This window comes from Actinoallomurus iriomotensis, assembly GCF_030269445.1.
Lineage (GTDB): Bacteria > Actinomycetota > Actinomycetes > Streptosporangiales > Streptosporangiaceae > Actinoallomurus > Actinoallomurus iriomotensis.
The window spans coordinates 724865-747155 of record NZ_BSTJ01000004.1; the positions used below are offsets into that span (position 1 = coordinate 724865).

A 22291-nucleotide genomic window follows, 5' to 3' on the forward strand; every position below is an offset into this window, starting at 1 on the left:
ACACCGTGGCCCATCTCAGATCCCCCAGACGGGCGGTGGCCGTGGGGCTCCTCGCCGCCGCGCTGCCGCTGGCGACCGCCGGCGCCGCCTCCGCCAAGACCACGCCGGAGTTCTCCCAGCAGGTCATCTTCGCCCAGCACACCGACGGCTACTACTGCTTCCGCATCCCCGCCGTCGTGCGGGCGAACGACGGCACCCTGCTCGCCTTCGCCGAGGGCCGCGTCAACAGCTGCGGTGACTCCGGCGACATCGACCTGGTGCTCAAACGCTCCACCGACGGCGGCCGCACCTGGGGACCGCTCCAGGTCGTCCTGCCCGGCAACGGCGACACCCGCGGCAACCCGGCCCCGGTCGTGGACCGGCGGACCGGGCGCGTCGTCCTCATGACGACCTGGAACCCCGGGAACGACGACACCATCCGGCACCCGTTCGTGCAGACCAGCGACGACGACGGCGCGACCTGGTCAGCCGCGCGTGACCTCACCGCTGAGCTGGTCAAGCCGCAGTGGAACTCCTGGTACGCCACCGGTCCCGGCCACGCGGTCCAGCTCCAGCACGGCCCGCACAAGGGACGTCTCATCGTCCCGGCCAACCACGAGGGCGACGGTGGGGCGCTCAAGGGCGGGCCGCAGGGCGGTCACCTCAACTACAGCGACGACGGCGGCCTCACCTGGAAGATCGGCGCCGACGACACCCGCACCACCAACGACGTCAGCCCCGGCGAGCTGAGCGCCACCGAGTTGGCCGACGGGCGGATCTATGTCAACGCCCGGGACAACACCGGCACCGACCCCGGCAACCGGAACACCGCCACCAGCAGCGACGGCGGGCTTACCTTCGACGCCCCGTTCCGCACCCTGCCAAAGATCGACGCCCCCAAGGTGCAGGGCTCGGTGCTGCGCGCCGGGAAGAAGATCTACCTGTCCGTCCCGGACCACCCGGTCACCCGCGAGGTCATGGCGATCCGCAGCTCGACCGACAACGGCAAGAACTTCCAGAAGATCGGCAAGGTCATCAACTGGGGCCCCTCCGCCTACTCCGACCTCGTCGACCTGGGAAGCGATCAACTCGGCCTCCTGTACGAGGCCGGACAGGCCGGACCGTACGAGGAGATCCGCTGGGCCCGGTTCAACACCGCCTACCTCGCCACCCCCAACGGCACTCCCCCGGGCCTGCCCAAGCCACCCGAGCCCGGCCCGACAACGCCAGACCAGTCCGTATACAAGAACGACGGATACGTCCGCGGCGGAATGACGTCGCCGAGTGAGTTCGACGGCGTCAACGACTACATCCAGGTGCCCTGGGACAAGTCGTTGGACCTGGGCGCCGGCGACTTCACCTGGTCGGCCCGGTTCCGCTACAGCGACACCACCGGGACCCACACGATCCTGTGGGCTTACCGGGTGGGCAGCGGTGCGCCGGAGATCTGGCTGCGGGCCGAGCCCGCGAGCAACCACATCCGCGGCGTGATCACGACCGAGAACGGCCAGGTCGTGGCCGACACGACGAAGGCCTACAACGACGGGCAGTGGCACGACGTCGTCCTGCGCCGCGCGGACGGGAAGCTCACCATCAGCGTCGACGGCCAGGCCACCTCGGTCGCCGACCCCGGCGGATCGACGACGCTCGGCAAGCAGTTCACCATCGACGGCATCGACGTCGGCCAGCGCCTCGACAACGTCTACCGCTTCCACGGCTCCATCTCCGACGTGCGGGTCTTCGCCCGCGCCGTCCCCGACGACCAGATCGCCACCACCCACCGCGATCTGCGGCTGTGGCTGCCGCTCGAACGGATCGGCTCCTGACCGGAGGACCTCGTGCCCCACTTCCGTCTTCCCCTTACCGCCGCCGCGGCGCTCGTCACCGCCGTGCTCCCCATCGCGACCGCCGGCGCCGCGGCGGCCAAGACCGCGCCGGAGTTCACCGAACAGGTCATCTTCGCCCAGCACACCGACGGCTACTACTGCTTCCGCATCCCGGCCGTCATCCGCGCGAACGACGGCACCCTGCTCGCCTTCGCCGAAGGGCGCGTCAACAGCTGCGGTGACTCCGGCGACATCGACCTGGTACTCAAGCGCTCGACCGACGGCGGCCGCACCTGGGGACCGCTCCAGGTCGTCCTGCCCGGCGACGGCGACACGCACGGCAACCCGGTGCCGGTCGTGGACCGCCGTACCGGCCGGATCGTCCTGATGACCAGCTACAACCCCGCCGCCGACCAGACCGAGCGGCGCGAGTTCACGCAGTACAGCGACGACGACGGCGCCACCTGGTCCACCGCGCGGGACATCACCGGCGAGGTCACCAAGCCCGCCTGGAACTCCTGGTACGCCACCGGGCCCGGTCACGGCATCCAGCTGTCCAGCGGGCCGCACAAGGGGCGGCTGGTCGTCGGCGCGAGCCACGAGGGCGACGGCGGGGCGCTCAAGGGCGGACCGCAGGGCGGCCACCTGCTCTACAGCGACGACGGCGGCACCACCTGGAAGATCGGCGCCGACGACACCCGTACGACCAACGACATCACGCCGCAGGAGCTCAGCATCACCGAGCTCGGCAACGGCCGGATCTACGCCAACGCGCGCGACAACACCGGCACCGACCCGGGCAACCGCGACATCGCGACCAGCAGCGACGGCGGGCTGACCTTCGACCGGCCGTTCACCCCGATACCGAAGGTGTCGGCGCCGAAGTCGCAGGGCTCGGTCCTGAAGGTCGGCAAGAAGGTCCTGCTGTCCGACGAGGCCCATCCGGTCACCCGCGAGGTCATGGCCATCCGGTCCTCCTCCGACGACGGCCGGAACTTCGGATCAGTCGGCAAGGTCGTCCACTGGGGTCCCGCCGCCTACTCCGACCTCGTCGACCTCGGCGGGGGCGAGATCGGCCTGACGTACGAGGCCGGCGACGCGAGCCCGTACGAGGGGATCCGGTTCGCGCGGTTCAACGAGGCGTACCTGGCGACGCCGAACGGCACTCCCCCGGGCCTGCCCAAGCCGCCCGCGCCCGGCCCCACGACGCCCGACCTGTCCGGGCACCGCAACGACGGGTACGTCCGCGGCGGGATGACGTCGCCGAGCGAGTTCGACGGCGTCGACGACTACGTCCAGGTGCCCTGGAACAACTCCCTCGACCTCGGCGCCGGTGACTTCACCTGGTCGGCGCGGATCCGCTACACGGACACCGGCGGGACCCACTCGATCCTGTGGGCGTACCGCGTCGGCAGCGGCGCGCCGCAGATCTGGCTCCGGGCCGAACCGGCGAACAAGCGGCTCATCGGCACCGTCGGGACCGGCGCGGGCACCGCCACCGTGACCACGGCGCAGCCGTACAACGACGGGCAGTGGCACGACGTCGTGCTGCGGCGCTCCGGCGGGACGCTGACGCTCGGCGTCGACGGCCAGTCGGCCTCGGTCGCGGACCCGGGCGGCTCGGTGACCGAGGGCCGGGAGTTCGCCATCGACGGCGTCGACGTCGGCCAGCGCCTCGACGGGGTCCAGCGCTTCCACGGCTCCATCGCCGACGTGCGGATCTTCGCGCGGGCCGTCCCCGACGACCAGATCACCACGACCCACCGCGACCTGCGGCTGTCGCTGCCGCTCGACCGGATCGAGGGTGCATGAGTGAGCGCAGCGAACGAATCGACGAACACGCACCCCTGGTCTCTCCTCCGCGAGGGCTCATGAACGACCGTATGGATGCGCTGCGGGAGCGCGTCGGCATCGCCTACGGAGGCGACTACAACCCCGAGCAGTGGCCCGATGAGGTGCAGGAGGAGGATCTGCGGCTGATGAAGGAGGCCGGGGTCTCCCTCGTCAGCGTCGGCATCTTCTCGTGGGCGTCGGTCGAGCCGCGGCCCGGGGAGTACGACTTCGACTGGCTCGACCGCGTCATGGACCGGCTGGCGGGCGGCGGCGTCGCCGCGTGCCTGGCGACCATGACGGCCTCACCGCCGCCCTGGCTCACCACACGCCATCCCGAGATGCTCACCGTACGGGCGGACGGGTCGACCATCTCGCCGGGCGGACGGCAGCACTACTGCCCCTCCAGCCCGGTCTACCGTTCGCATGCGGTGCGGCTGGCCGAGCAGGTCGCCACGCGCTACGCCGATCATCCGGCGCTGGCGATCTGGCACGTGAACAACGAGTACGGCAACGTCATCCCGTGTCACTGCGACGTGTCCGCCTCGGCGTTCCGGCGCTGGCTGGCGGACCGGTACGGCTCCGTCGAAGGGCTGAACGACGCCTGGTCGACGCGGTTCTGGGCGCAGGGGTACTCCTCGTTCGAGGAGGTGCTGCCGCCGCGCTCGCCGGCGCCGTTCGCCAATCCGGCGCACGCGCTGGACTACGCCCGGTTCACCTCTGACGAGCTGCTGGCCTGCTACCTCGCGGAGAAGGAGGTCCTGCGCCGCGTCACGTCGGACGTGCCGGTGACCACCAACTTCCCGCCGTCGCTGCGGCCGGTCGACCAGTGGACCTGGGCGCCGCACGTGGACGTCATCGGCTACGACGCCTACCCCGACCCGCTCGACGCCGACGCCGCCCAGAAGGTCGCCTTCTCCTACGACGTGATGCGCTCCCTGCGCGGCGGACAGCCGTGGCTGCTGATGGAGCAGGCGCCGGGCGGGGTCAACTGGCGGCCGCGCAACGCCGCCAAGCCGCGCGGCGCGATGCGCCTGTGGAGCTGGCAGGCGGTCGCGCACGGCGCGGACGCGGTGATGTTCTTCCAATGGCGGCAGTCGCGGGGCGGCGCCGAGAAGTTCCACTCGGCGATGGTCCCCCACGGCGGGCCGTCGACCCGGCTGTTCGGCGAGGTGAGCGCGCTGGGCCGGGAGCTGGGGGCCGTCCGTGACCTGGCCGGCGCGGAGTCGCCGCGCGCGGACGTGGCGATGGTGCTGGACTGGCCGAGCTGGTGGGCGCTGGAGGGCCCGGCCCACCCGAGCACGGACGTGCGCTTCCTGGACGCCGCGTGGTCGTGTCACCGCCCGCTGTTCGACGCGGGCGTGGCGTGCGACGTCGTACGCGCGGACGCCGACCTGTCGGCGTACCGGCTGGTGGTCGTGCCGAACCTCTACCTGACCTCCGATGAGGCCGCGCGCGCCCTGACCCGGTACGTCGAGGAGGGCGGCACGCTGGTCATGTCGTTCTTCTCCGGCATCGTCGACCCGTACGACCGCGTCCACCTGGGCGGCTACCCGGCCCCGTTCCGCGCGATGCTGGGCCTGACCGTCGAGGAGTTCCACCCGCTGGCCGAGGACGCGTCGGTGGGCCTGACGGACGGGTCGGGCACGGTGTGGTCGGAGGAGGTACGGCTGGAGGGCGCCGAGGCGGTCGCGCACTTCACCACGGGACCGCTCGCGGGCGAACCGGCCGTGACGCGGCACCGCTTCGGCCGGGGTGAGGCGTGGTACCTCGCCACCCGTCCCGACCCGGCGGCCATGCGCGGCCTCTTCGACCGTGTCCGCGAGGCGGCCGGCGTCGCACCCGTCCTGCCCGGTCTGCCGGACGGCGTCCAGGCGCGTGCGCGAGAGACGGAGGAGGGCCGGTGGTACATCGTCCTCAACCACGGCGCCACGGCCGCCGACGTACCGCTGCCCGCGCCCATGCGCGACGTGCTGGCCGGCGCCGAGCCGACCGCCTCGCTGCGCCTGGAGCCGAACGGCGTCGCGCTGCTCCGCCCGGGCTGACCGTCCGGACCCGCCGATCGCGGTCCTGGCCGCGCCCGGCGGGATCAGGCCGGGAGCTGGTGCCAGACCTCGTCCAGGGCCAGGCTCAGGGCGCCGGTCAGGATCGTGTCCTCGGCCAGGCCGGAGATCCCGACGTCGGGCGGGGTGAGGGTCAGGTCGGCCAGGTGCCGGGTGATGGCCGTGAGCAGGACGGATCCGGCGCGGGCGACACCTCCGCCGATCACGACCGCGTCGGGGGCCAGCACCAGGACGGCCGGTGCGATGGCGTGGGCGAAGGTCCGGGCGACGTCGTCCACGACCCGCTCGGCCACCGCGTCGCCGGCGGCGGCCGCGGCGAACACGGCGGCGGCGTCGATCGGGCCGCCGCCCAGAGCCGATTCGGGATGCGCACCGGCGGCCCGGCGGGCCTGTTCGGCGATGGCCTCGGCGCCGATGGCGCGTTCGAGCGGGCCCCTGCCGTCATCGGTGTCGGGGACGCGGCCGGACGGCCGGATGAAGCCGATCTCGCCCGCGGCTCCGGTGCCCCGGTGGAGGCGGCCGTCGATCACGACGCCGGCGCCCAGCCGCTCACCCCACTGGACGGCCAGCAGGGTGCCGGGTCCCGCGCGTTCCCGCGCGACGGCCAGGGCGGCGAGGTTGGCGTCGTTCTCCACCCGTACCGGGCAGCGGAAGCGGTCGCGGAGGTGATCGGAGAGATTCACCGAGGTCCACCCCGGCACGCTGGGCGCCAGGAGGATCCGGCCGGAGCCGGCGTCGACGATTCCGGGCGTGGCGACGACCAGCGCCGCGATCTCGTCCGCTTCGAGGCCGGCCTCCTCCAGGGCCCGCGCGATGACCCCGTCGACGACGGTGAGGAGACGGCTGGCCCGGTTGCGGTCGACCGATCGGCGTACGGCGGCCAGGCGGCGGCCGGCCAGGTCGTCGATGCCCGCGCTGACCGTGTGCGGGCCGACGTCGAGGCCCAGCACGGGCGCGGCGCGGCCCCGCAGGGAGACCCGTACGGCCGGCCGGCCGCCCTTCCGCGAGGCGGCGATCGGGTGGTGGTGCTGGAGCCAGCCCGCCTCGACCAGGTCCTCCACCGCCTGGCCCACGGTGGGGCGGGTGAGACCGGTCAGCTTGACGAGTTCGGCCAGCCGGATGGGGTCGGGCGCGCACTCGCGCACCGCGCGCAGCACGGAAGCGGTGTTGAGGCGGCGCAGAACGGGCGTGCCCACCGCGTGCTCTTCTTCCATCGCTCCCTCCGGAAGATCCATCGGACCCCCTTGACCGAAGGATCCCGCACGGACATTATGAATCGGCCGGTTTTGTAAGGACTTTAATAAACCCCCCTTTTCCGGTGGAGGTGCCCCCATGATGTTGGGCCGACGACTACGAAGACGACCGGGCACCGGGCGCCGATCCCGGGCGCTCATCGCCGCGATGGCCGCGGTGCTGGCCGTACCGCTGGCCGCGGCGCCGCCGGCGGCGGCGCGGACGAATCCCGCACAGGCGCCGGTCGCGGCGCACGACACCGGACCGGCGGCCCAGGCGCTGGAGCGCGTCCTCGGAAAGGGCCGGGCCGCTCAGGTCACGCTGCGGACGATCGACAAGGGCACGGGCGCGGACCGTTTCCAGATCTCCGCCGAGCGCGGTCACCTGGTGGTCGCGGGCACCTCCCCGGCCGTACAGCTCACCGGCTTCGGCTGGTACCTGCGCAAGGTCGCGCACGCCAACGTCGCGATCGGCGGGACGCAGCTCGACCTGCCCGCACGGCTGCCGCTGCCGTCCGCGCCGATCGCGGAGGACGCGTCGGTCGCCAACCGGTTCGCGCTCAACGACACCAACGAGGGATACGCCGGCGCGTACCTGAGCTGGCAGGAGTGGCAGCGCCGCATCGACGTGCTCGCGCTGCTCGGCATCAACCAGGTGCTGGTGTACGAGGGGCAGGAGGCCGTCTACCAGAAGGCCTTCCAGCAGTTCGGCTACAGCGCCGCCGACATGCGCGAGTGGATCCCGGAGCCGGCCCACCAGGCGTGGTGGCTGCTGCAGAACATGTGCTGCACCGGCTCGCCGATCTCCCAGCAGCTGATCGACAGTCGCACCGTGCTCGCCCGGCGCATCGTCGACCGGCTGCGCGAGCTGGGCATGACACCGGTGCTGCCCGGCTACTACGGCACCGTCCCGACCGACTTCGCGAAGCGGAACCCGGGCGCCAACACCGTCCCGCAGGGCACCTGGAACGGTCTACAGCGCCCCGACTGGCTCGACCCGACCGGGCCGGAGTTCGGCAAGGTGGCGGCGGCGTTCTACCAGGCCCAGACCCAGCTGTACGGCGACAGCACGATGTACAAGATGGACCTGCTGCACGAGGGCGGCACGGCCGGGTCAGTGCCGGTGGGCCCGGCGTCCAAGGCCGTCCAGAACGCGCTGGAGGCCGCCCACCCGGGCGCGATCTGGGTGATCCTCGGCTGGCAGAGCAACCCCCGCACCGAGACGCTCCAGGCGGTCGACCGGTCGAAGATGTTCATCGTGGACGGCCTCAGCGAGCAGCCCACCGTCACCGACCGCGACAAGGACTTCCTCGGCACGCAGTACGCCTTCGGGACGATCTGGAACTTCGGCGGCCACCAGAACTTCGGCGCCGGCCTCAGCGTGTGGAACGAGAAGTTCCACGCCTGGCAGGCCAAGCCCGGCAACGCCATGAACGGCATCGCGCTGATGCCCGAGGCCATCGACAACAACCCGGCCGCGGTGGCGTTCTTCGCCGACATGCCGTGGGAGAACGGGCCCGTCGACCTGGACGCCTGGTTCGCCGAGTACGCCACCGCCCGTTACGGCGCCGCCGACCCGCACGCCCTCGCGGCCTGGAAGATCATCGAGCACACGGCGTACTCCTGGCCGGCGGGCAAGGACACCCGGCACGTGACCGCCCTGTTCGACGACCAGCCGAGCCTCACCGACACCGGGCAGGCGGCGCTGCAGTACGACCCTGTCGAGTTCGAGAAGGCGCTGCGCGAACTGCTCCAGGTGGACCCGCGGCTGCGCCGCTCCGACGCGTACCGCTACGACCTGGTCGACGTCGCCCGGCAGGTGCTCGCCAACCGCAGCCGGGCGCTCCTGCCGCAGATCCTCGCCGCCTACCGCGACGGCGACGGCGCCGCCTTCGGCCGGCTCACCGACCGGTGGATGGGCGAGATGAAGCTGATGGACGAGGTGCTCGGCACCGACCCGAACTTCCTGCTCGGCACGTGGCAGCGGGAGGCGGCCCGCCAGGCCGCGAGCCCGAAGGAGGCCGCGACCCTCGACTACGACCTGAAGTCGCTGGTCACGCTGTGGCAGACCGAGAGCCCCGGGCTTCAGGACTACGCACGGCGTGACTTCAACGGCCTGGTCGGCGGCTACTACGCCAAGCGCTGGAAGATGTTCTTCGACGTGCTGAAGACCTCGCTGAAGACGGGCGAGGAGCCCCAGCCGATCGACTGGCGCGCGGTCGCCGAGAACTGGGCGCACGCGGGCACCCGCTACGCCGCCGAGCCGCACGGCGACGCGTACCGCCTGGCCACCCAGGTGGCCGAGGAGCCGTCCGGCGCGCTGGCCCTCACCTCCGACCGGAAGGGCGTCACCCCGGGCGGTACGGTCCAGGTCACCGCGACCTTCACCAACGACTCGACGCTGAACACCGCGCACAAGGTGCGGTTGGAGCTGACCGCACCGCGCGGCTACACCGTCCGCCCCGCGTCGGGCTCCACCGGAGGCGACGTCGATCCGGCCGGGACCGCGACCGCGACCTGGACGGTGACCGCCCCCGCCGACGCGGCGGCCGGCTCGCTGCCCGACCTAGAGGCCACGGTCTCCTGGCGTACCACCGGGGGCGAATCCGGCCGGGCGACCGCGCACTCCCTCCTGATGGTCGGCGGGAGCACGGTCTCGCCGCCCTACAAGACGGCCGCCTCCGCCCCGGCCGAGTTCGCCCGGACGGGCGACACGACGGGCATCGCCGCCGGCGGCAAGGACGTGTGGGGTGCCACCAACGAGCTCGCGACCGTCTACCAGAGCGGCGGGCTCACCTCGGGTCACGCGGTGTCCACGAAGGTGACCGAGCTCGACGGCGCGTCCCCGTACAGCCGCGCGGGCCTGGTCGTCGGCAACGACCTGTCCAAGACCGGGTCCGCCGGGTACGCCGACATCGCCGTCACCCCGGAGCACGGCTGCGTCTTCTCCTACGACGCCGACGGCGACGGCAGGCTCGACCACGTGACCGAGGTCGGCGGATTCACCGCCGGCGACCTGTACGTGCGGCTGCGCACGGACGGCGGCCGCGTGACCGGCTCGTGCAGCTCCGACGACAAGAACTGGACCGTGATCGGCTCCGGCACGGTCACCGGCGCGTCGGCCACGCAGGACGTCGGCATGTTCGTCAGCGCGGTCAACAGCCACACGTCGCAGGAGGCGATCGCGCTGTTCGACGGCGGCATCGCGGCCGCGACGGACACGTCCCGCGACGGGTCCGGTGACGTCCTGCAGAGCCTCCACAAGCCGGTGACGGCCCTGTCCTCGGAGTCGGGCCGCCCGCCGGAGTCCGCCAACGACGGCAGCCGCGCCAACTCGCCCTACTGGGGCGGCCCGATGACCTACGGCCAGACCTGGTGGCGCGTCGACCTCGGCGCCGTCAACGACGTGTCCCGGGTCAACGTCCGCAACTACGTCGACGGCACGCGCTATTACACCTACCGGCTGGAGGGCAGCGTCGACGGCACGCACTGGTTCACCCTCGGCGGCCGCAACGGGCCCAACCCCGCCACCGACGCGGGCGACACGATGAACACCGAGGCCAAGGCCCGGTACGTCCGGGTGATCGGCCTCGGCAACACCGCCAACGCCACCTTCCACCTGACCGAGGTCGGCGTCTACGGCACACCGGTGGCCTAGTCCACCCCCTGGCGAAGCGAAAGGCGGACTCTCCAAGTCCGCCTTTCGCTTCCTCGCATGATCTCTGACATTCGCCGGGACCGGGACGGCATACTGGCCATCTCGCCACGACGGACGTTCTCCCCCACATGAGGTCTCTGCGGCATGCGGCTACTCAAAAGCTGGAAATTCTATACCGCCATCGCTTGCACGATCTTTGTTGGGGCCTATTTCCAGGCGATCGACCATACTTTCCTGAGCGGCAGATCAGCCGGCACGCTCCGCTTTTTGAATTGTCCGGTCATCTGGTGGGGCAGGATCGGGAAGTTCCTTCAGTTCCTCGCCGGCCTGCTGGCACTCCTCGATGTCGTGGAACCGGATGACCTGCGGGCGCTCGGAAGGAAGGCGAAGGCGATACGCACGGGGCTCATGAGAAATCTTTCCGATGCGGTCGCCGTCGAATCGCTTCTTGCGAAGGAAGCCTTCTTGCGGCAGCTGATCACGGAGACCAACAGCATCGAGAGCGTCCCCGACATGCCATCGATCACCTACACCTACCTCCGGAAGGACGGGGTGGAGAGCCTACCGCCGGCCTCCCCGTACTCGATGGAGGACTATCGCGCCCTGCGTTCTCGGTTCAGCCGAGAAAGACAGCTCAACCATGATTGCACCAGGAAAGACCACCAGGACGTCTGTGAGCAACAACGCCACTTCCTGGACAGGCTTATCCGGGACCTGTTTCTCGATCGCCTCGAAGAATCAGACGCGGAGTTGCTTCGGCGTAAGGGCAAGGAGGATGGCAGCGGCATCGTAGCCCTCTACGTCATCCTTCTGGGCGCAATGCTGATATTCGCTCTCGTCGGCCATGCACCCGGATACGCCGTGATCTCAGTTCTGATCGCCTGCATCGTCGTCCCTCCTCTGTTCTTCCGAGCGGGAGTCATGCACAGGGTGCTGTATTGGATGCTGGAGAGGGCCGCGGGTCTCGTCGCCTCGCTGCTGGACAAGCCGAAGCCGGATCACGGCTTGAGGTGGGCGGGCATCTTCTTGTTCCTGGTCGGCTTCTGGCTCGACTTCTTCTCCTCTTGAGCAGAAAGGCGCGCGTCGCACGTGGCAGGCGGACCACGCGGCGTCCAGGCGCCCGGACACTCGGGCGGGGCCTAGCTATATATGACTGAGTCAGTCATCATAGGTCCATGCGTGAGGAACTTGCGGCGAACTGGCTGGGAGCGTTGGCGTCCGCCGTGGACGGCGGCATCGCGGAGGCGGCGGCCGAGCACAGCGGCACTGCGATGGCCGCTGTGCTGACGCTGTCGTACTTTCCGGACACGACCGTCGGTGAACTGGCGAATGTTCTCGGACTCACCGGGTCCGGGGCGGTAAGGCTGCTCGACCGGCTCGAACGCGACGGGCTCGTGCGGCGGTATGCGGGGCAAGGCAGGTCGGTCATGGCACGGCTCACCGACGATGGGCGACAGCTCGCCGAAAACCTCCAGCGCCGCCGGCTGCACACGCTTGAGTGGATGCTCGCCCCACTCACCGACGACGAGCGACGGCAGTTCACCACCCTCGTCGACAAGATTCTTCGGCATGCCGCGCTGCCCGCAGATCGGGCACGCACCGTGTGCCGACTGTGTGACCACATGCGCTGCGACGGTGATGCGTGCCCGGTCGGCGGTTCGCTCCGTGACAACGGTGAGGCGCCGCCGCGTGCCGGCGTCCTGGAGGTGGAGTAAGTGAGGAGTCCCAGAAGGTGGCGGCCGCAAACGCTTGCAGTGACGGCCGGTCGTGATCACTCGCCGGGTGCGCCCCTGAACATCCCCCCGACGTTCGCCTCTACCTACCGTGATGGCGGCCCCGTCGGGTACGGACGATGGGGTAATCCGAGCTGGACGGCATTCGAGGAGGCACTAGGCGTTCTCGAGGGCGGACATGCTGTGGCGTTCGCCTCCGGCCAGGCCGCGATCGCAGCGTTGATCGAGCCCCTGCGGGTCGGCGCCATGGTGACTGTTCCAGCAGACGCGTACCTGGGTACTCGGGGGTTGCTACGCGACCTGGAGAACCGCGGCCGGGTGCGGCTGCAGCCGGTCGAGGTGACCGACACCAGCGCCGTCCTTGCCACGTTGGCCTCGACCGAACTGCTGTGGCTCGAATCCCCGACCAACCCCATGCTCGGCGTCATCGAGTTCCGGCCGATTCTCGCCGCCGCGAGCAAAGCAGGGGTGACGACGGTGGTGGACAACACCTTCGCCACGCCTCTGTTGCAGCAACCGCTCGCCTGGGGCGCCGACGCCGTCCTCCACTCCGCCACCAAATACATCGGCGGCCACTCTGACCTGCTACTCGGCGCCGTCATCACCGCCGACGAGGACCGACGAGCATCGCTCCTTACGCACCGGACGCTGCACGGCGCGATCCCCGGCGTCATGGAGACCTACCTCGCGCTGCGCGGCCTGCGGACTCTGCCACTGCGCTTCGCGCAGCAACAACGAACCGCACAGGAACTCGCCGAGCGCCTCACCGGCCACCCGGCAGTGACGTCCGTCCGCTACCCGGGTCTGTCCAGCGACCCGAACCACGACCGGGCACGCGCCCAGATGAGCGGGTTCGGAGCCATCATCTCGTTCGAAGTGGCCGATGCTGAAATCGCCGACCGCCTCACCGGGGCACTTGAACTCATCGTCGGCGGAACCAGCCTCGGAGGCGTCGAGACCACCATCGATCGCCGCCGGCGATGGCCAGGCGAAGAGGCTGTGCCCGCCGGCCTGCTCCGACTCAGTGTGGGACTCGAACACCCCGAAGACCTGTGGGAAGACCTCCAGCACGCGCTCGACACAGCAGCCCGCCCCTGACAAGCGCACAGTCATCGTGCGGCACCTTGACCTGGAGGTTCTGCTCGACTCCGACCCCGAGGTGCTTCGCTATCTCGCTGGACAGCCGCCGACCAGGGACGAGGTGGTCGCCTCTCATGAGCGGCGGATGGCTCTGACAGGCAAGGTGGACGGCTTGGGCTTCTGGTTGGCCTTCGTCCCCGATAGCAAGGAGCGAGGCGCGACGCCGCCGGCGTGGGAGGAGGAGGGCGAGTTCATCGGGCTCATGATGCTGCCGCCGGCGCATGGTCGCGATCAACCTGACGATCCCACCGTCTCAGATCTGGGATACCGCCTCGTTCGCCGGTACTGGCGGCAAGGCTTTGCCAGCGAGGCGTCCCGTGTCCTCCTGCGGCATGCCTTCGAGACGGTCGGGCAGAGTCGCATGATCGCGCAGACCATGGCCGTCAACGCCGGATCCAGGGGAAAGATTCACTGAGGCGGCGGCACCGGGGCCTGCGTATCTACGACGCCTGCGCAGGCCGACGAGGACACCGTCCGGGACGTGATCCACCGGTTCAACGAGATCGGCCTGGCCTGCCTGGACCCTCGCTGGGCGGGAGGCCGTCCCCGCTGACTCAGCCCTGATGAGGAAGACTTCGTCATCCAGACGGCCACCACCGGCCCCACCGAGCTCGGCCAGCCCTTCACCCGCTGGTCGTTGCGCAAGCTCGCCGCCTACCTGCAGAAAGTGCACGGACGTGTCATCCGCATCGGCCGTGAAGCCTTACGGTGCCTGCTCCGGCGCCGCGGCATCACCTTCCAGCGCACCAAGACCTGGAAGGAGTCACCCGACCCTGATCGCGACGCCAAGCTCGACCGGATCGAGCAGGTGCTGGAACGCTTCCCGGACCGGGTCTTCGCCTTCGACGAGTTCGGGCCCCTGGGGATCCGGCCCACCGCAGGCTCCTGCTGGGCGAAGCAGGGCAAGCCAAACTGCCGGCGACCTACCGCCGCTCCCACGGCGTCACCTACTTCCACGGCTGCTACTCCGTGGGCGACGACCGCCTGTGGGGCGTCAACCGCCGCTGCAAGGGCACCGCCAACCCCCTGGCCGCGCTCAAGTCGATCCGCGCCGTCCGACCCGACGCGCCCCCATCTACATCATCCTGGACAACCTCTCCCCCCACACCGGCGCGGGCATCCGCCGCTGGGCGAAGAAGAACAAGGTCGAGCTGTGCTTCACACCGACCTACGCTTCCTGGGCCAACCCGATCGAGGCCCACTTCGGCCCGCTGCGGCAGTTCACCCTGGCCAACTCCCACCACCGCAGCCACCCTGCGCAAACCCAGGCACTGCACCGCTACCTGCGCTGGCGCAACACCAACGCCCGCCACCCCGACGTCCTCGCCGCCCAACGCAAGGAACGCGCCCGCACCCGCAGTGAAAAGGGCATTCGCTGGGGCGGACGCCCCCTCAACACCGCGGCCTGACCAACCGCGAACAGCAGCCCCCGAACGCCGACGGGGCAAGTTCAGGAGAAGGACAGCGACAGAAGGATGACTCAGGAGGCGAACGGCTCGATCTCCCCCGCGAAGACGATGACCTGGTCGATGTGGCTCCGTCGCAGATGGACGACATCCGTTCCCGCCAGGCGGGGGCCTCCATCAGGCGTGGTGAAGACCCACTGGTAACGGGCCCATTCGTCAGGCATGTCCACCGCTGAGCAGCGCACCATCGTGCCGGTCCCCGCCGGGTGGCGTCGGATGTCCAGCACGAACCGCTCGAACGCCCCGATTCCTTCGCTGCGACCCAATGGCCCCCAGAAGACCACGTCTGAGGTCAGGGCCTGGGAGAGCAGGGCAGTCACATCGCTGTCGTCCGAGGCGTTGAACGCGGAGATGAACGTGTCGATCGCGGAGCGTGCGGTCTCTTCCTGCATGCCCCAGTAATACCAGCCGTTTCGCGTGCGCTCGTCCCACGAGCCGCCTTCCGATCACGGTGAACCTTCCCGGTCACAGCACTAGACAGGAGCTTGGGGCCCCGCCACCTTGATCAAGAAGGGGCGAGCAGGTGCGCGGAGGTGCGGCGCGTGGCGAGTGCGACGGCGCCGAGCACCTCGGCGTGGTCGCCGAGACGGCTGGCGGTGACCACCACTCCCTGGCTGATCGCCGGTGGGAGCCGCCTGGCGAGGACCTCCCGTACACCGTCGAGCAGCGGCGCGCCCGCGGCGGCGATGCCGCCTCCGACGATCACGAGCTTGGGGTCGAGCACGGCGCAGAGGCCCGACAGGGTCCGGCCGATCGTGCGGCCCGCGTCGGCGACGACCCGATGGCATCCGGGATCGCCGGCCACCGCCAGCTCGACCACGTCCGCCAGCGTCGTGTCCGGGCCCCGGCTGTGCGCCACCGCCGCGACGAGCGCGCGGGTGCCGACGACCGTCTCGAGGCAGCCGCGGTTGCCGCACCGGCAGACGTAGCCGCCGTCCACGACGGTGACGTGACCCAGCTCGCCGGCCGCGCCGGCGGCGCCCTCGTACGGCCGGCCGTTCAGGATCAGGCCGGCGCCGACGCCGTCGGACAGCATCACGTAGATGAGGTCGTCCGCGCCCCGGCCGACGCCGAACGTCCACTCCGCGATCGCGCCCAGGTTCGCGTCGTTGCCGACGTGGACCGGTACGCCGACGCGCTCCCGCAGCCGCGCGGCGATGTCGACGTCACCCCAGTCGCGCAGCATGGAGGGGTTGCGCAGCGCGTGTGACACGCGCTGCACGGGCGCCGAGACCGCGACGCCCATGCCGATGACGCGCCGCATGCCGCGCCCCCAGTCCGCCACCAACTCCAGCGCCGCGTCCGCGACGTACGCGAGCGAGTCGGCGGGCCGGTGGTCGACGTCGATCGTGCGCTGCCGTTCGCCGAGCACCTGGCCGGACAGGTCCGCCAGCACCACGCGGACACCGTCGTGCCGCAGATGGACGCCGAGCACGCCGCCACCACCCGGGTTGAGGGCGAGCAGGGTGGCCGGGCGACCGCCGCCGGGTGAGGAGGTGAGCGGCTCGGCGAGCTCGCTGAGGACTCCCTCGGACAGCAGCTCCGTGACCAGGCTGGAGACGGTCGTACGGGACAGTCCCGTCGTCCGGGCGATGTCGACACGGGTGATGGCGCCGCGTTGCTGCACCGTTTCCAGCACGCGGAGGCGGTTGCGGGATCGCAGGGACTCGAGGGAGCCGGGGGCGCTCGTCATGTCGCCAGGTTAGAGGAGTTATGCCGAGCTTCGGAGAAACTCATGCGACATTTCCGGCAAGTTACTCATTGACGCGAATAAACCCTGATCCTTAGAGTCCGGATGTCGATTGACCGGGCATCGGGGGCGTGCCGGTGAGAATCACCCGCAATGGGGAGTGCCATGCACAAACGAGCATTCGCGATCGTGGCGGCCGGAGCGGCGCTGAGCTGCACCGTCGTGGCGGCCGCACCGAGCGCGCTGGCGAACGGGCCGGCCCGCGCGTCGGCCACGCCGATCTACCTGAACCCGCACTACCAGCCCGCGGAGCGCGCCGCCGACCTCGTCTCACGTCTCACGCTGGTCCAGAAGGCCCAGCAGATGAACAGCAGCGCGGCGCCGGCCATCCCCGAGCTGGGCGTGGCGGCCTGGGGCTGGTGGAACGAGGCCGCCCACGGCGTCGCCCGGGAGCAGACCAACACGGGCGCGAACCCACCGGTCCTCACCAACACGACGTCCTACCCGGTGGACCTGTCGCTGGGCAGCACGTGGAACCCCGACCTGGTGCACGAAGAGGCCGGCCGGATCTCCGACGAGGCCCGCGAGGTGGCCAGGAACAACACCCAGGACCTCGACTACTACTCCCCCACCGTCAATCTCGCCCGGGACCCGCGCTGGGGCCGGAACGACGAGACGTGGAGCGAGGACCCGACGCTCACCGGCGTGCTCGCCTCGCAGTACGTCAACGGGCTGCAGGGGCAGGACGAGAACGGCAGGCTGCCCGCGTCCGCGGGCGGCTACCTCAAGGCCATCGCCACCATCAAGCACTTCGCCGCGAACAACAGCGAGTTCAACCGGCGTACCGGATCCTCGGACATGGACCAGCGGACGCTGCGTGAGTACTACACCGCCCAGTTCCGCGACATCATCAAGAGCAGCGACCCCGGCTCGATCATGAGCTCCTACAACAGCGTCAACGGCGTCCCGGCCGCCGCCAACGTGCAGCTCATGGACACGCTCGCACGCCAGACGTTCGGCTTCGGGGGCTACTTCACCTCCGACTGCGACGCGGTGTACGAGATCCAGGCCGGGCACCACTGGCAACCGCCGGGCGCGCCCGCGCCGCTGGACCAGTACGGCCGGACGGCGTACGCCAACGCCGCGGGTGAGGACCTGGACTGCAACCAGGGCTACCACGACTCCTACAGCTACGCGAACACGATCCCGACCGCGGTCGCGAACCACATCACCACCCAGACCGACGTGTACAACGAGGGCGACGTCGACGTCTCACTCGTCCGGCTGTTCACCGCGCGCATCGAGACCGGTGAGTTCGACGCCGAGAACACCGTGCCGTGGGTCCGCGACGCGCGTAAGCGCCTGGCGCCGGGCACCTGGACCAACACGGACGCCAACAACGCCGTGACCGAGACGGCCGACCGGCTCGCGCTGGACCAGCGCGTCGCCGACCAGAGCCTCGTGCTGCTGAAGAACGAGGCGGTCGCCGGCAAGAGCCTCCTGCCGCTGAAGGTGCCCGCCTCCGGCGCCTACCGCGTCGCCGTGATCGGGGCGTACGCCAACCCGTCGTCGCTGTACCTCGGCGGCTACTCCAGCAACCAGGGCCCGGCGGGCGTGGCCAAGGAGGTCAACGCCTACCAGGGCGTGAAGGCGGCCGTGCAGAAGGCCGACCCCGACGCGACCGTCGACTACTACCCGGGTGTCACCGGCGCGAAGCTGGACACCGTCGACCCGGCGTCCGTCGCGGCGGCGAAGAACTACGACGTCGTGATCGTGGTGGCCGGCACCGACCAGAACACCGCCGACGAGGGCGCCGACCGCAGCACGCTCGCGCTCCCCGGCGCCCAGTCCTCGCTGATCAGCCAGGTCGCGGCGCAGAACCCGCACACGATCACGTACCTGGAGACCATGGGCCAGGTCGACACCGGTGACTTCCAGTCCAAGGTGCCGGCCCTGCTGTGGAGCTCCTACAACGGGCAGCGTCAGGGCTCGGCACTCGCCGATGTCCTGCTCGGCACGGCGAACCCCAGCGGCCGCCTGCCGTTCACCTGGTACCGCAGTCTCGACCAGCTCCCGGCGATCGGCGACTACGCCATCCGCCCGACGGCGACCTCCGCCGGCCGTACGTACATGTACTTCACCGGCGACGTCACCTACCCGTTCGGGTACGGGATGAGCTACAGCGACTTCACCTACTCGCACCTGCGGGTCGACCACGGCAAGGCCGACGCGAACGACACGCTCCGGGTCACGGCCGACGTCACCAACCGCGGTTCGCGGGCCGGTGACGCGGTGCCGCAGCTCTACGTGGCGACACCGTTCGAGCCGGCGTCGGCGCAGCGTCCGGTCAAGCGTCTGGAGGCCTTCCGGAAGGTCACGGTGGCGCCGCACCGGACCGAGCACGTGTCGTTCACGGTGCCGGTGTCCCAGTTCGCCTTCTACGACGAGGCGGCCAAGCGGTACAAGGTCGACCCCGGAAAGTACGAGCTGCAACTCGCGACCTCCAGCTCCGACGTCGCCGCGCGAACGTCCGTCAAGGTGGGCGGCACGCTGCTGCCGACCCCCGCGGTCGTCACCGCCAAGCCGGCGCAGGCCGGTGACGCCGCGCAGGGGATCGTCCAGCGCGTCATGTTCGACCGCGGCACCACCATCGACCCGCACCTGACCGTGTCGACGGCGGACGAGAGCGTCTACGGCTACGTCACCAAGGGCGCGAGCGTCCCGCTGCCGCAGGGCCTGACGACGACGTTCCACAGCGACCGCCCGCAGGTGGTGCGGGTGGACGCCGACGGCACGATCCGTACGGTCGGGGCCGGAGTCGCCATGGTCACCGCCAGGGTCCACTACAAGGGGAAGACGGCCTCGACGAGTTTCGTCGTCCACGTCTCCTGACCGAACGAAATCGGGGACGGATCCCTTCGGGGATCCGTCCCCTTCTCATTGGTCGGCGAAGCGTGGGAAGTGCTCGTCGGGAAGGGACTGGCCCACGGTCAGGCCGAGCGGGTCGGTGACGGGGTGGGCGGGTTCGGCCGCCAGGGTCAGGTTCGCGTCCGCGTAGATGACGACGTGGGCGATGCGAGGGTCGTCGGTGAAGTTGGGTGTGGCGCTGTGGGCGAGGCGTGAGTTGTGGAACGTGCAGTCGCCCGCGCGCAGGGGGACGGTGACGCGTTGTTCCCACTGCAGGTCGGGCGCCACGGTGAACATGTCGCCGTGGTCGGACAGATCCTGCGGCCGCAGGCCGTCCAGGTGCTGGGAGCCCGGAATGAACGTCATGCAGCCACGGTCGACCGGCACGTCCACCAGCGCCACCCAGGCCGAGAGGGCATGCCGTGAACCGGCGTGCGGCCAGTACGGCTGGTCCTGGTGGAACTCCGTCGCGGCTCCGTTGCGCGGCTCCTTGATCAGCAGCTGGTCGTGCCACAACCGCAGCGGGATCCCCGCCAGGCGGGTCGCGATGGCGGCCAGGTCCGGGTTCAGGGTGAGCTCGCGCAGGGTCTCGTCGTGACGCCACAGCTGGAGCAGCTGCGTGAAGATCGCCCCGTCGTGGTGGTCCCGTACGGTGTCGCGGGCGGCCAACGCCGCTTCGGCGAACCGGGCCGCGTCCGTACGGGAGATGACGCCGGGCAGGTGGACGAAACCATCCCGGCGGTACGCCGACACGACGTCGTCGGAGAAATCGCCCGGCGTGGTGCGCGGGTCTTCGGCAGCGACAGTCATGCTCGTCTTCCTTACCTTTTCGTGGATTGCCGTCTCGACAACCGTCGCCGTCGCCTCGACCATGGGGCTAGCACGAGAGCCCGACAGGTGTAGCACGATCTTGACGGCGATCCGGCGAGGAGAGGCCCGATGCATCGCGTGCGGCTAGCGGAGATCTTCCCGCCGGGCGGGCCGCCCATCGCCGCCGAACGGTACGAACTGCGCAGCGACACCTCCGCCCACAGCCACGACTTCATCGAGCTCGCCGTGGTCACGGACGGCACCGCCACGCACGTCTCCGCCGCGGGCGAACAGCCCCTGGACCGCGGCTCGGTGACGATGCTCCGGCCGGGCGACTGGCACGGCTACCGCGACTGCCGCCGTCTGGTCGTCTACAACCTGTACGTCAGCCCGGAGGCGTTCCGGCGCGAGCTGGCGTGGATACGCGCCGCCCCGCACCTGGGCCGCATACTGCACGGGCGATCCGACCGCCCGCTCCGGCTCGACCCCGCCACGCTGCGCATCGTCGAGACCGGCCTGGCCGAAACCGCGGCTCATGCCGGACCGGTCTATGCCGTACGGGTGGGAATCCTGCTCTGCCTGCTGGGCGGCACGGCCGTCTCCGAGGACGCCACTGGTCAGGTCCACCCCGCCGTACTGGCCGCGGCGAAGCTACTGGAGAACGACATCCAGCGCGCCTGGAACCTGGACGAACTCGCAGCCACCGTGAGCGTGTCACCGCCGTACCTGACGCGTCTGTTCACCGCGCAGCTCGGCGTCCCGCCGATGAGCCATCTGGGGCGGCTGCGAGCGGAACGCGCCGCGGCACTTCTCCTCGAGACCGACCTGCCCGTCGCGGCGATCGGAAGACTCGTCGGCTGGGACGACCCCAACTACGCCAGCCGCCGATTCCGGCACTTCTTCACTCTCAGCCCGGCGGCCTACCGCACCCGCTTCCGCCCCGGCAGCTGACGCGATGGGCGGACTCGGGAGTGAGCCCGCCCATCGTTCTTCCGCCGCTAGGCGTTCCTGTCGTCGTCGCGGTCGACCCGAGCGACCTCGACGCACTCTCCGCCGTTCGCGTTGCTCCGCGACGACTTGCGCCAGTTCAGACCTTGGCTTTCCATGCTTCTGCCACTTCCCTAATGAGACGGAGGGATGCCTCTTCGCTCAGCGCATGCTTTCGCAGCATCTCGAACATACGCCGGAGCTGGGACACTTCATCGGGGGTCTCGACGACGTCACCGCTGAGCGCATCGTCTATGTACCCGACTTCAGACTCGCCGATCGCGAGACTGAACGTGCCACTGAACTGGGCGCCGACGGCAGAGCTCAGCTTGATGACCTGAATGATCACATGATCATGAAGCGCCATCTCCTCAAGGTGGTCGAGCTGATCGGCCATGACCGATGGACCACCTACGTTACGGTGCAGCACGCTCTCGTCAATGAGCGCAACCAGGACCGGCGGATTCTCTTTGACCATCACCTTCTGACGCGCCATTCGCGTGTTGACCTGTTCTTCGTCCCGAAGTATCGCCTGGGCGTACTCTTCGATCTGCAGGAGGCCCGGGAAGACGTCGAACGAGAAACGTAAGAGCAGAGTCGCCCGCGCCTCGGCTTGCGCCCACCGGCCCATGTACTCCTGGGGCTTCTCTCCGGTGACGATGTTCTCGGCGATGTCTTCGAGGAGTCCGCCGGTGCCGAGGATGCGTTCGACGTTCACCAGCGTTTCGGGGTCTGGGATGTTGCGGCCCGACTCCCATGCGGCGATCGCCGAGTCCGACAGACAGATCCGTTCGCCCAGGGCGCGACGGCTCATCCTCGGTACCTGCTGCTCTCGGGCGATGCGGAGCCGCCGCCCGAAGAACTCTCTCCCTGTCATGCGTGCTGACATCGAGATTCCTACCCTTTCGCACTCACCTTTACCTGCCTCGGACTTGTCATTCGTGCACACCGGAGTACTTCCCAGCCTATT

16 protein-coding genes and 1 pseudogene are annotated in these 22291 nt (G+C 70.0%); 11 read left to right on the forward strand and 6 right to left on the reverse strand.

What is annotated here, in order from left to right:
• The first annotated feature begins 5 nt into the window (after positions 1-5).
• From QSK37_RS20680 to QSK37_RS20690, 3 genes are read left to right on the forward strand one after another with little or no spacing between them, the layout of a single operon-like run.
• On the forward strand, positions 6-1805 hold the full coding sequence (locus QSK37_RS20680; RefSeq protein ID WP_285623471.1) for a sialidase family protein: 1800 nt from the start codon (positions 6-8) through the stop codon (positions 1803-1805).
• Positions 1806-1817: 12 nt separating this feature from the next.
• Complete coding sequence (locus QSK37_RS20685) at positions 1818-3617, forward strand: sialidase family protein (RefSeq protein WP_285623475.1); 1800 nt, start codon at positions 1818-1820, stop codon at positions 3615-3617.
• Between the two features lie 59 nt (positions 3618-3676).
• A complete protein-coding gene (locus QSK37_RS20690) occupies positions 3677-5680 on the forward strand; it encodes a beta-galactosidase (RefSeq protein ID WP_285623476.1) in 2004 nt (667 codons plus the stop codon).
• 44 nt (positions 5681-5724) lie between these two features.
• Here QSK37_RS20690 and QSK37_RS20695 read toward each other — a convergent pair whose 3' ends face one another.
• Positions 5725-6933, reverse strand: a complete 1209-nt coding sequence (locus QSK37_RS20695) for an ROK family transcriptional regulator (RefSeq protein WP_285623478.1) — start codon at positions 6931-6933, stop codon at positions 5725-5727.
• A 97-nt stretch (positions 6934-7030) separates the two neighbouring features.
• Between QSK37_RS20695 and QSK37_RS20700 the strand changes: the two genes are divergently transcribed.
• From QSK37_RS20700 to QSK37_RS51465, 6 genes and pseudogenes are all read left to right on the forward strand, one after another.
• A complete protein-coding gene (locus QSK37_RS20700; RefSeq protein ID WP_285623481.1) occupies positions 7031-10588 on the forward strand; it encodes an alpha-N-acetylglucosaminidase TIM-barrel domain-containing protein in 3558 nt (1185 codons plus the stop codon).
• A gap of 144 nt (positions 10589-10732) precedes the next feature.
• Positions 10733-11656 carry a hypothetical protein gene (locus QSK37_RS20705; RefSeq protein ID WP_285623484.1) on the forward strand — a complete coding sequence of 308 codons (924 nt, stop codon included), beginning with the start codon at positions 10733-10735 and terminating at the stop codon, positions 11654-11656.
• 107 nt (positions 11657-11763) lie between these two features.
• Positions 11764-12303 carry a MarR family winged helix-turn-helix transcriptional regulator gene (locus QSK37_RS20710; protein ID WP_285572611.1) on the forward strand — a complete coding sequence of 180 codons (540 nt, stop codon included), beginning with the start codon at positions 11764-11766 and terminating at the stop codon, positions 12301-12303.
• A 39-nt stretch (positions 12304-12342) separates the two neighbouring features.
• Positions 12343-13419 (forward strand): trans-sulfuration enzyme family protein, encoded by a 1077-nt coding sequence (locus tag QSK37_RS20715; protein WP_285572868.1) that lies wholly within the window; start codon positions 12343-12345, stop codon positions 13417-13419.
• 16 nt (positions 13420-13435) lie between these two features.
• Complete coding sequence (locus tag QSK37_RS20720; protein WP_285623488.1) at positions 13436-13876, forward strand: GNAT family N-acetyltransferase; 441 nt, start codon at positions 13436-13438, stop codon at positions 13874-13876.
• A 42-nt stretch (positions 13877-13918) separates the two neighbouring features.
• Positions 13919-14870: pseudogene (locus QSK37_RS51465) on the forward strand (IS630 family transposase); the annotation flags it as partial.
• Positions 14871-14941: 71 nt separating this feature from the next.
• Here the strand turns inward: QSK37_RS51465 and QSK37_RS20735 are convergent.
• Entirely contained in the window at positions 14942-15319 is a 378-nt protein-coding gene (locus tag QSK37_RS20735) for a nuclear transport factor 2 family protein (RefSeq protein WP_285572618.1), read from the reverse strand.
• Between the two features lie 113 nt (positions 15320-15432).
• Positions 15433-16620 carry an ROK family transcriptional regulator gene (locus QSK37_RS20740; RefSeq protein WP_285623493.1) on the reverse strand — a complete coding sequence of 396 codons (1188 nt, stop codon included), beginning with the start codon at positions 16618-16620 and terminating at the stop codon, positions 15433-15435.
• 162 nt (positions 16621-16782) lie between these two features.
• Here QSK37_RS20740 and QSK37_RS20745 point away from each other — a divergent pair, with 162 nt between their 5' ends.
• Positions 16783-19509: a glycoside hydrolase family 3 C-terminal domain-containing protein gene (locus tag QSK37_RS20745; protein WP_285623496.1), complete on the forward strand. Its 2727-nt coding sequence runs from the start codon at positions 16783-16785 to the stop codon at positions 19507-19509.
• A gap of 45 nt (positions 19510-19554) precedes the next feature.
• On the opposite strand, the gene QSK37_RS20750 is transcribed toward QSK37_RS20745, so the two are convergent.
• Positions 19555-20334: a phytanoyl-CoA dioxygenase family protein gene (locus tag QSK37_RS20750; RefSeq protein ID WP_285623498.1), complete on the reverse strand. Its 780-nt coding sequence runs from the start codon at positions 20332-20334 to the stop codon at positions 19555-19557.
• 129 nt (positions 20335-20463) lie between these two features.
• Between QSK37_RS20750 and QSK37_RS20755 the strand changes: the two genes are divergently transcribed.
• A complete protein-coding gene (locus QSK37_RS20755; RefSeq protein WP_285623500.1) occupies positions 20464-21285 on the forward strand; it encodes an AraC family transcriptional regulator in 822 nt (273 codons plus the stop codon).
• Positions 21286-21332: 47 nt separating this feature from the next.
• Here the strand turns inward: QSK37_RS20755 and QSK37_RS51765 are convergent, their stop codons facing one another.
• Positions 21333-21440, reverse strand: a complete 108-nt coding sequence (locus QSK37_RS51765) for a DUF397 domain-containing protein (protein WP_432705579.1) — start codon at positions 21438-21440, stop codon at positions 21333-21335.
• Positions 21422-22210: a helix-turn-helix domain-containing protein gene (locus QSK37_RS20760; protein WP_285623502.1), complete on the reverse strand. Its 789-nt coding sequence runs from the start codon at positions 22208-22210 to the stop codon at positions 21422-21424. Before QSK37_RS20760 ends, QSK37_RS51765 begins: the two co-directional genes overlap by 19 nt.
• Positions 22211-22291: the final 81 nt, after the last annotated feature.

Coding starts and splice junctions, on each gene's coding strand:
- QSK37_RS20690 (WP_285623476.1), top strand. CDS start 3,677: ATGAACGACCGTATGGATGCGCTGCGGGAGCGCGTCGGCATCGCCTAC.
- QSK37_RS20695 (WP_285623478.1), bottom strand. CDS start 6,933: ATGGATCTTCCGGAGGGAGCGATGGAAGAAGAGCACGCGGTGGGCACG.
- QSK37_RS20700 (WP_285623481.1), top strand. CDS start 7,031: ATGATGTTGGGCCGACGACTACGAAGACGACCGGGCACCGGGCGCCGA.
- QSK37_RS20705 (WP_285623484.1), top strand. CDS start 10,733: ATGCGGCTACTCAAAAGCTGGAAATTCTATACCGCCATCGCTTGCACG.
- QSK37_RS20710 (WP_285572611.1), top strand. CDS start 11,764: ATGCGTGAGGAACTTGCGGCGAACTGGCTGGGAGCGTTGGCGTCCGCC.
- QSK37_RS20735 (WP_285572618.1), bottom strand. CDS start 15,319: ATGCAGGAAGAGACCGCACGCTCCGCGATCGACACGTTCATCTCCGCG.
- QSK37_RS20740 (WP_285623493.1), bottom strand. CDS start 16,620: ATGACGAGCGCCCCCGGCTCCCTCGAGTCCCTGCGATCCCGCAACCGC.
- QSK37_RS20745 (WP_285623496.1), top strand. CDS start 16,783: ATGCACAAACGAGCATTCGCGATCGTGGCGGCCGGAGCGGCGCTGAGC.
- QSK37_RS20750 (WP_285623498.1), bottom strand. CDS start 20,334: ATGACTGTCGCTGCCGAAGACCCGCGCACCACGCCGGGCGATTTCTCC.
- QSK37_RS20755 (WP_285623500.1), top strand. CDS start 20,464: ATGCATCGCGTGCGGCTAGCGGAGATCTTCCCGCCGGGCGGGCCGCCC.
- QSK37_RS51765 (WP_432705579.1), bottom strand. CDS start 21,440: ATGGAAAGCCAAGGTCTGAACTGGCGCAAGTCGTCGCGGAGCAACGCG.
- QSK37_RS20760 (WP_285623502.1), bottom strand. CDS start 22,210: ATGTCAGCACGCATGACAGGGAGAGAGTTCTTCGGGCGGCGGCTCCGC.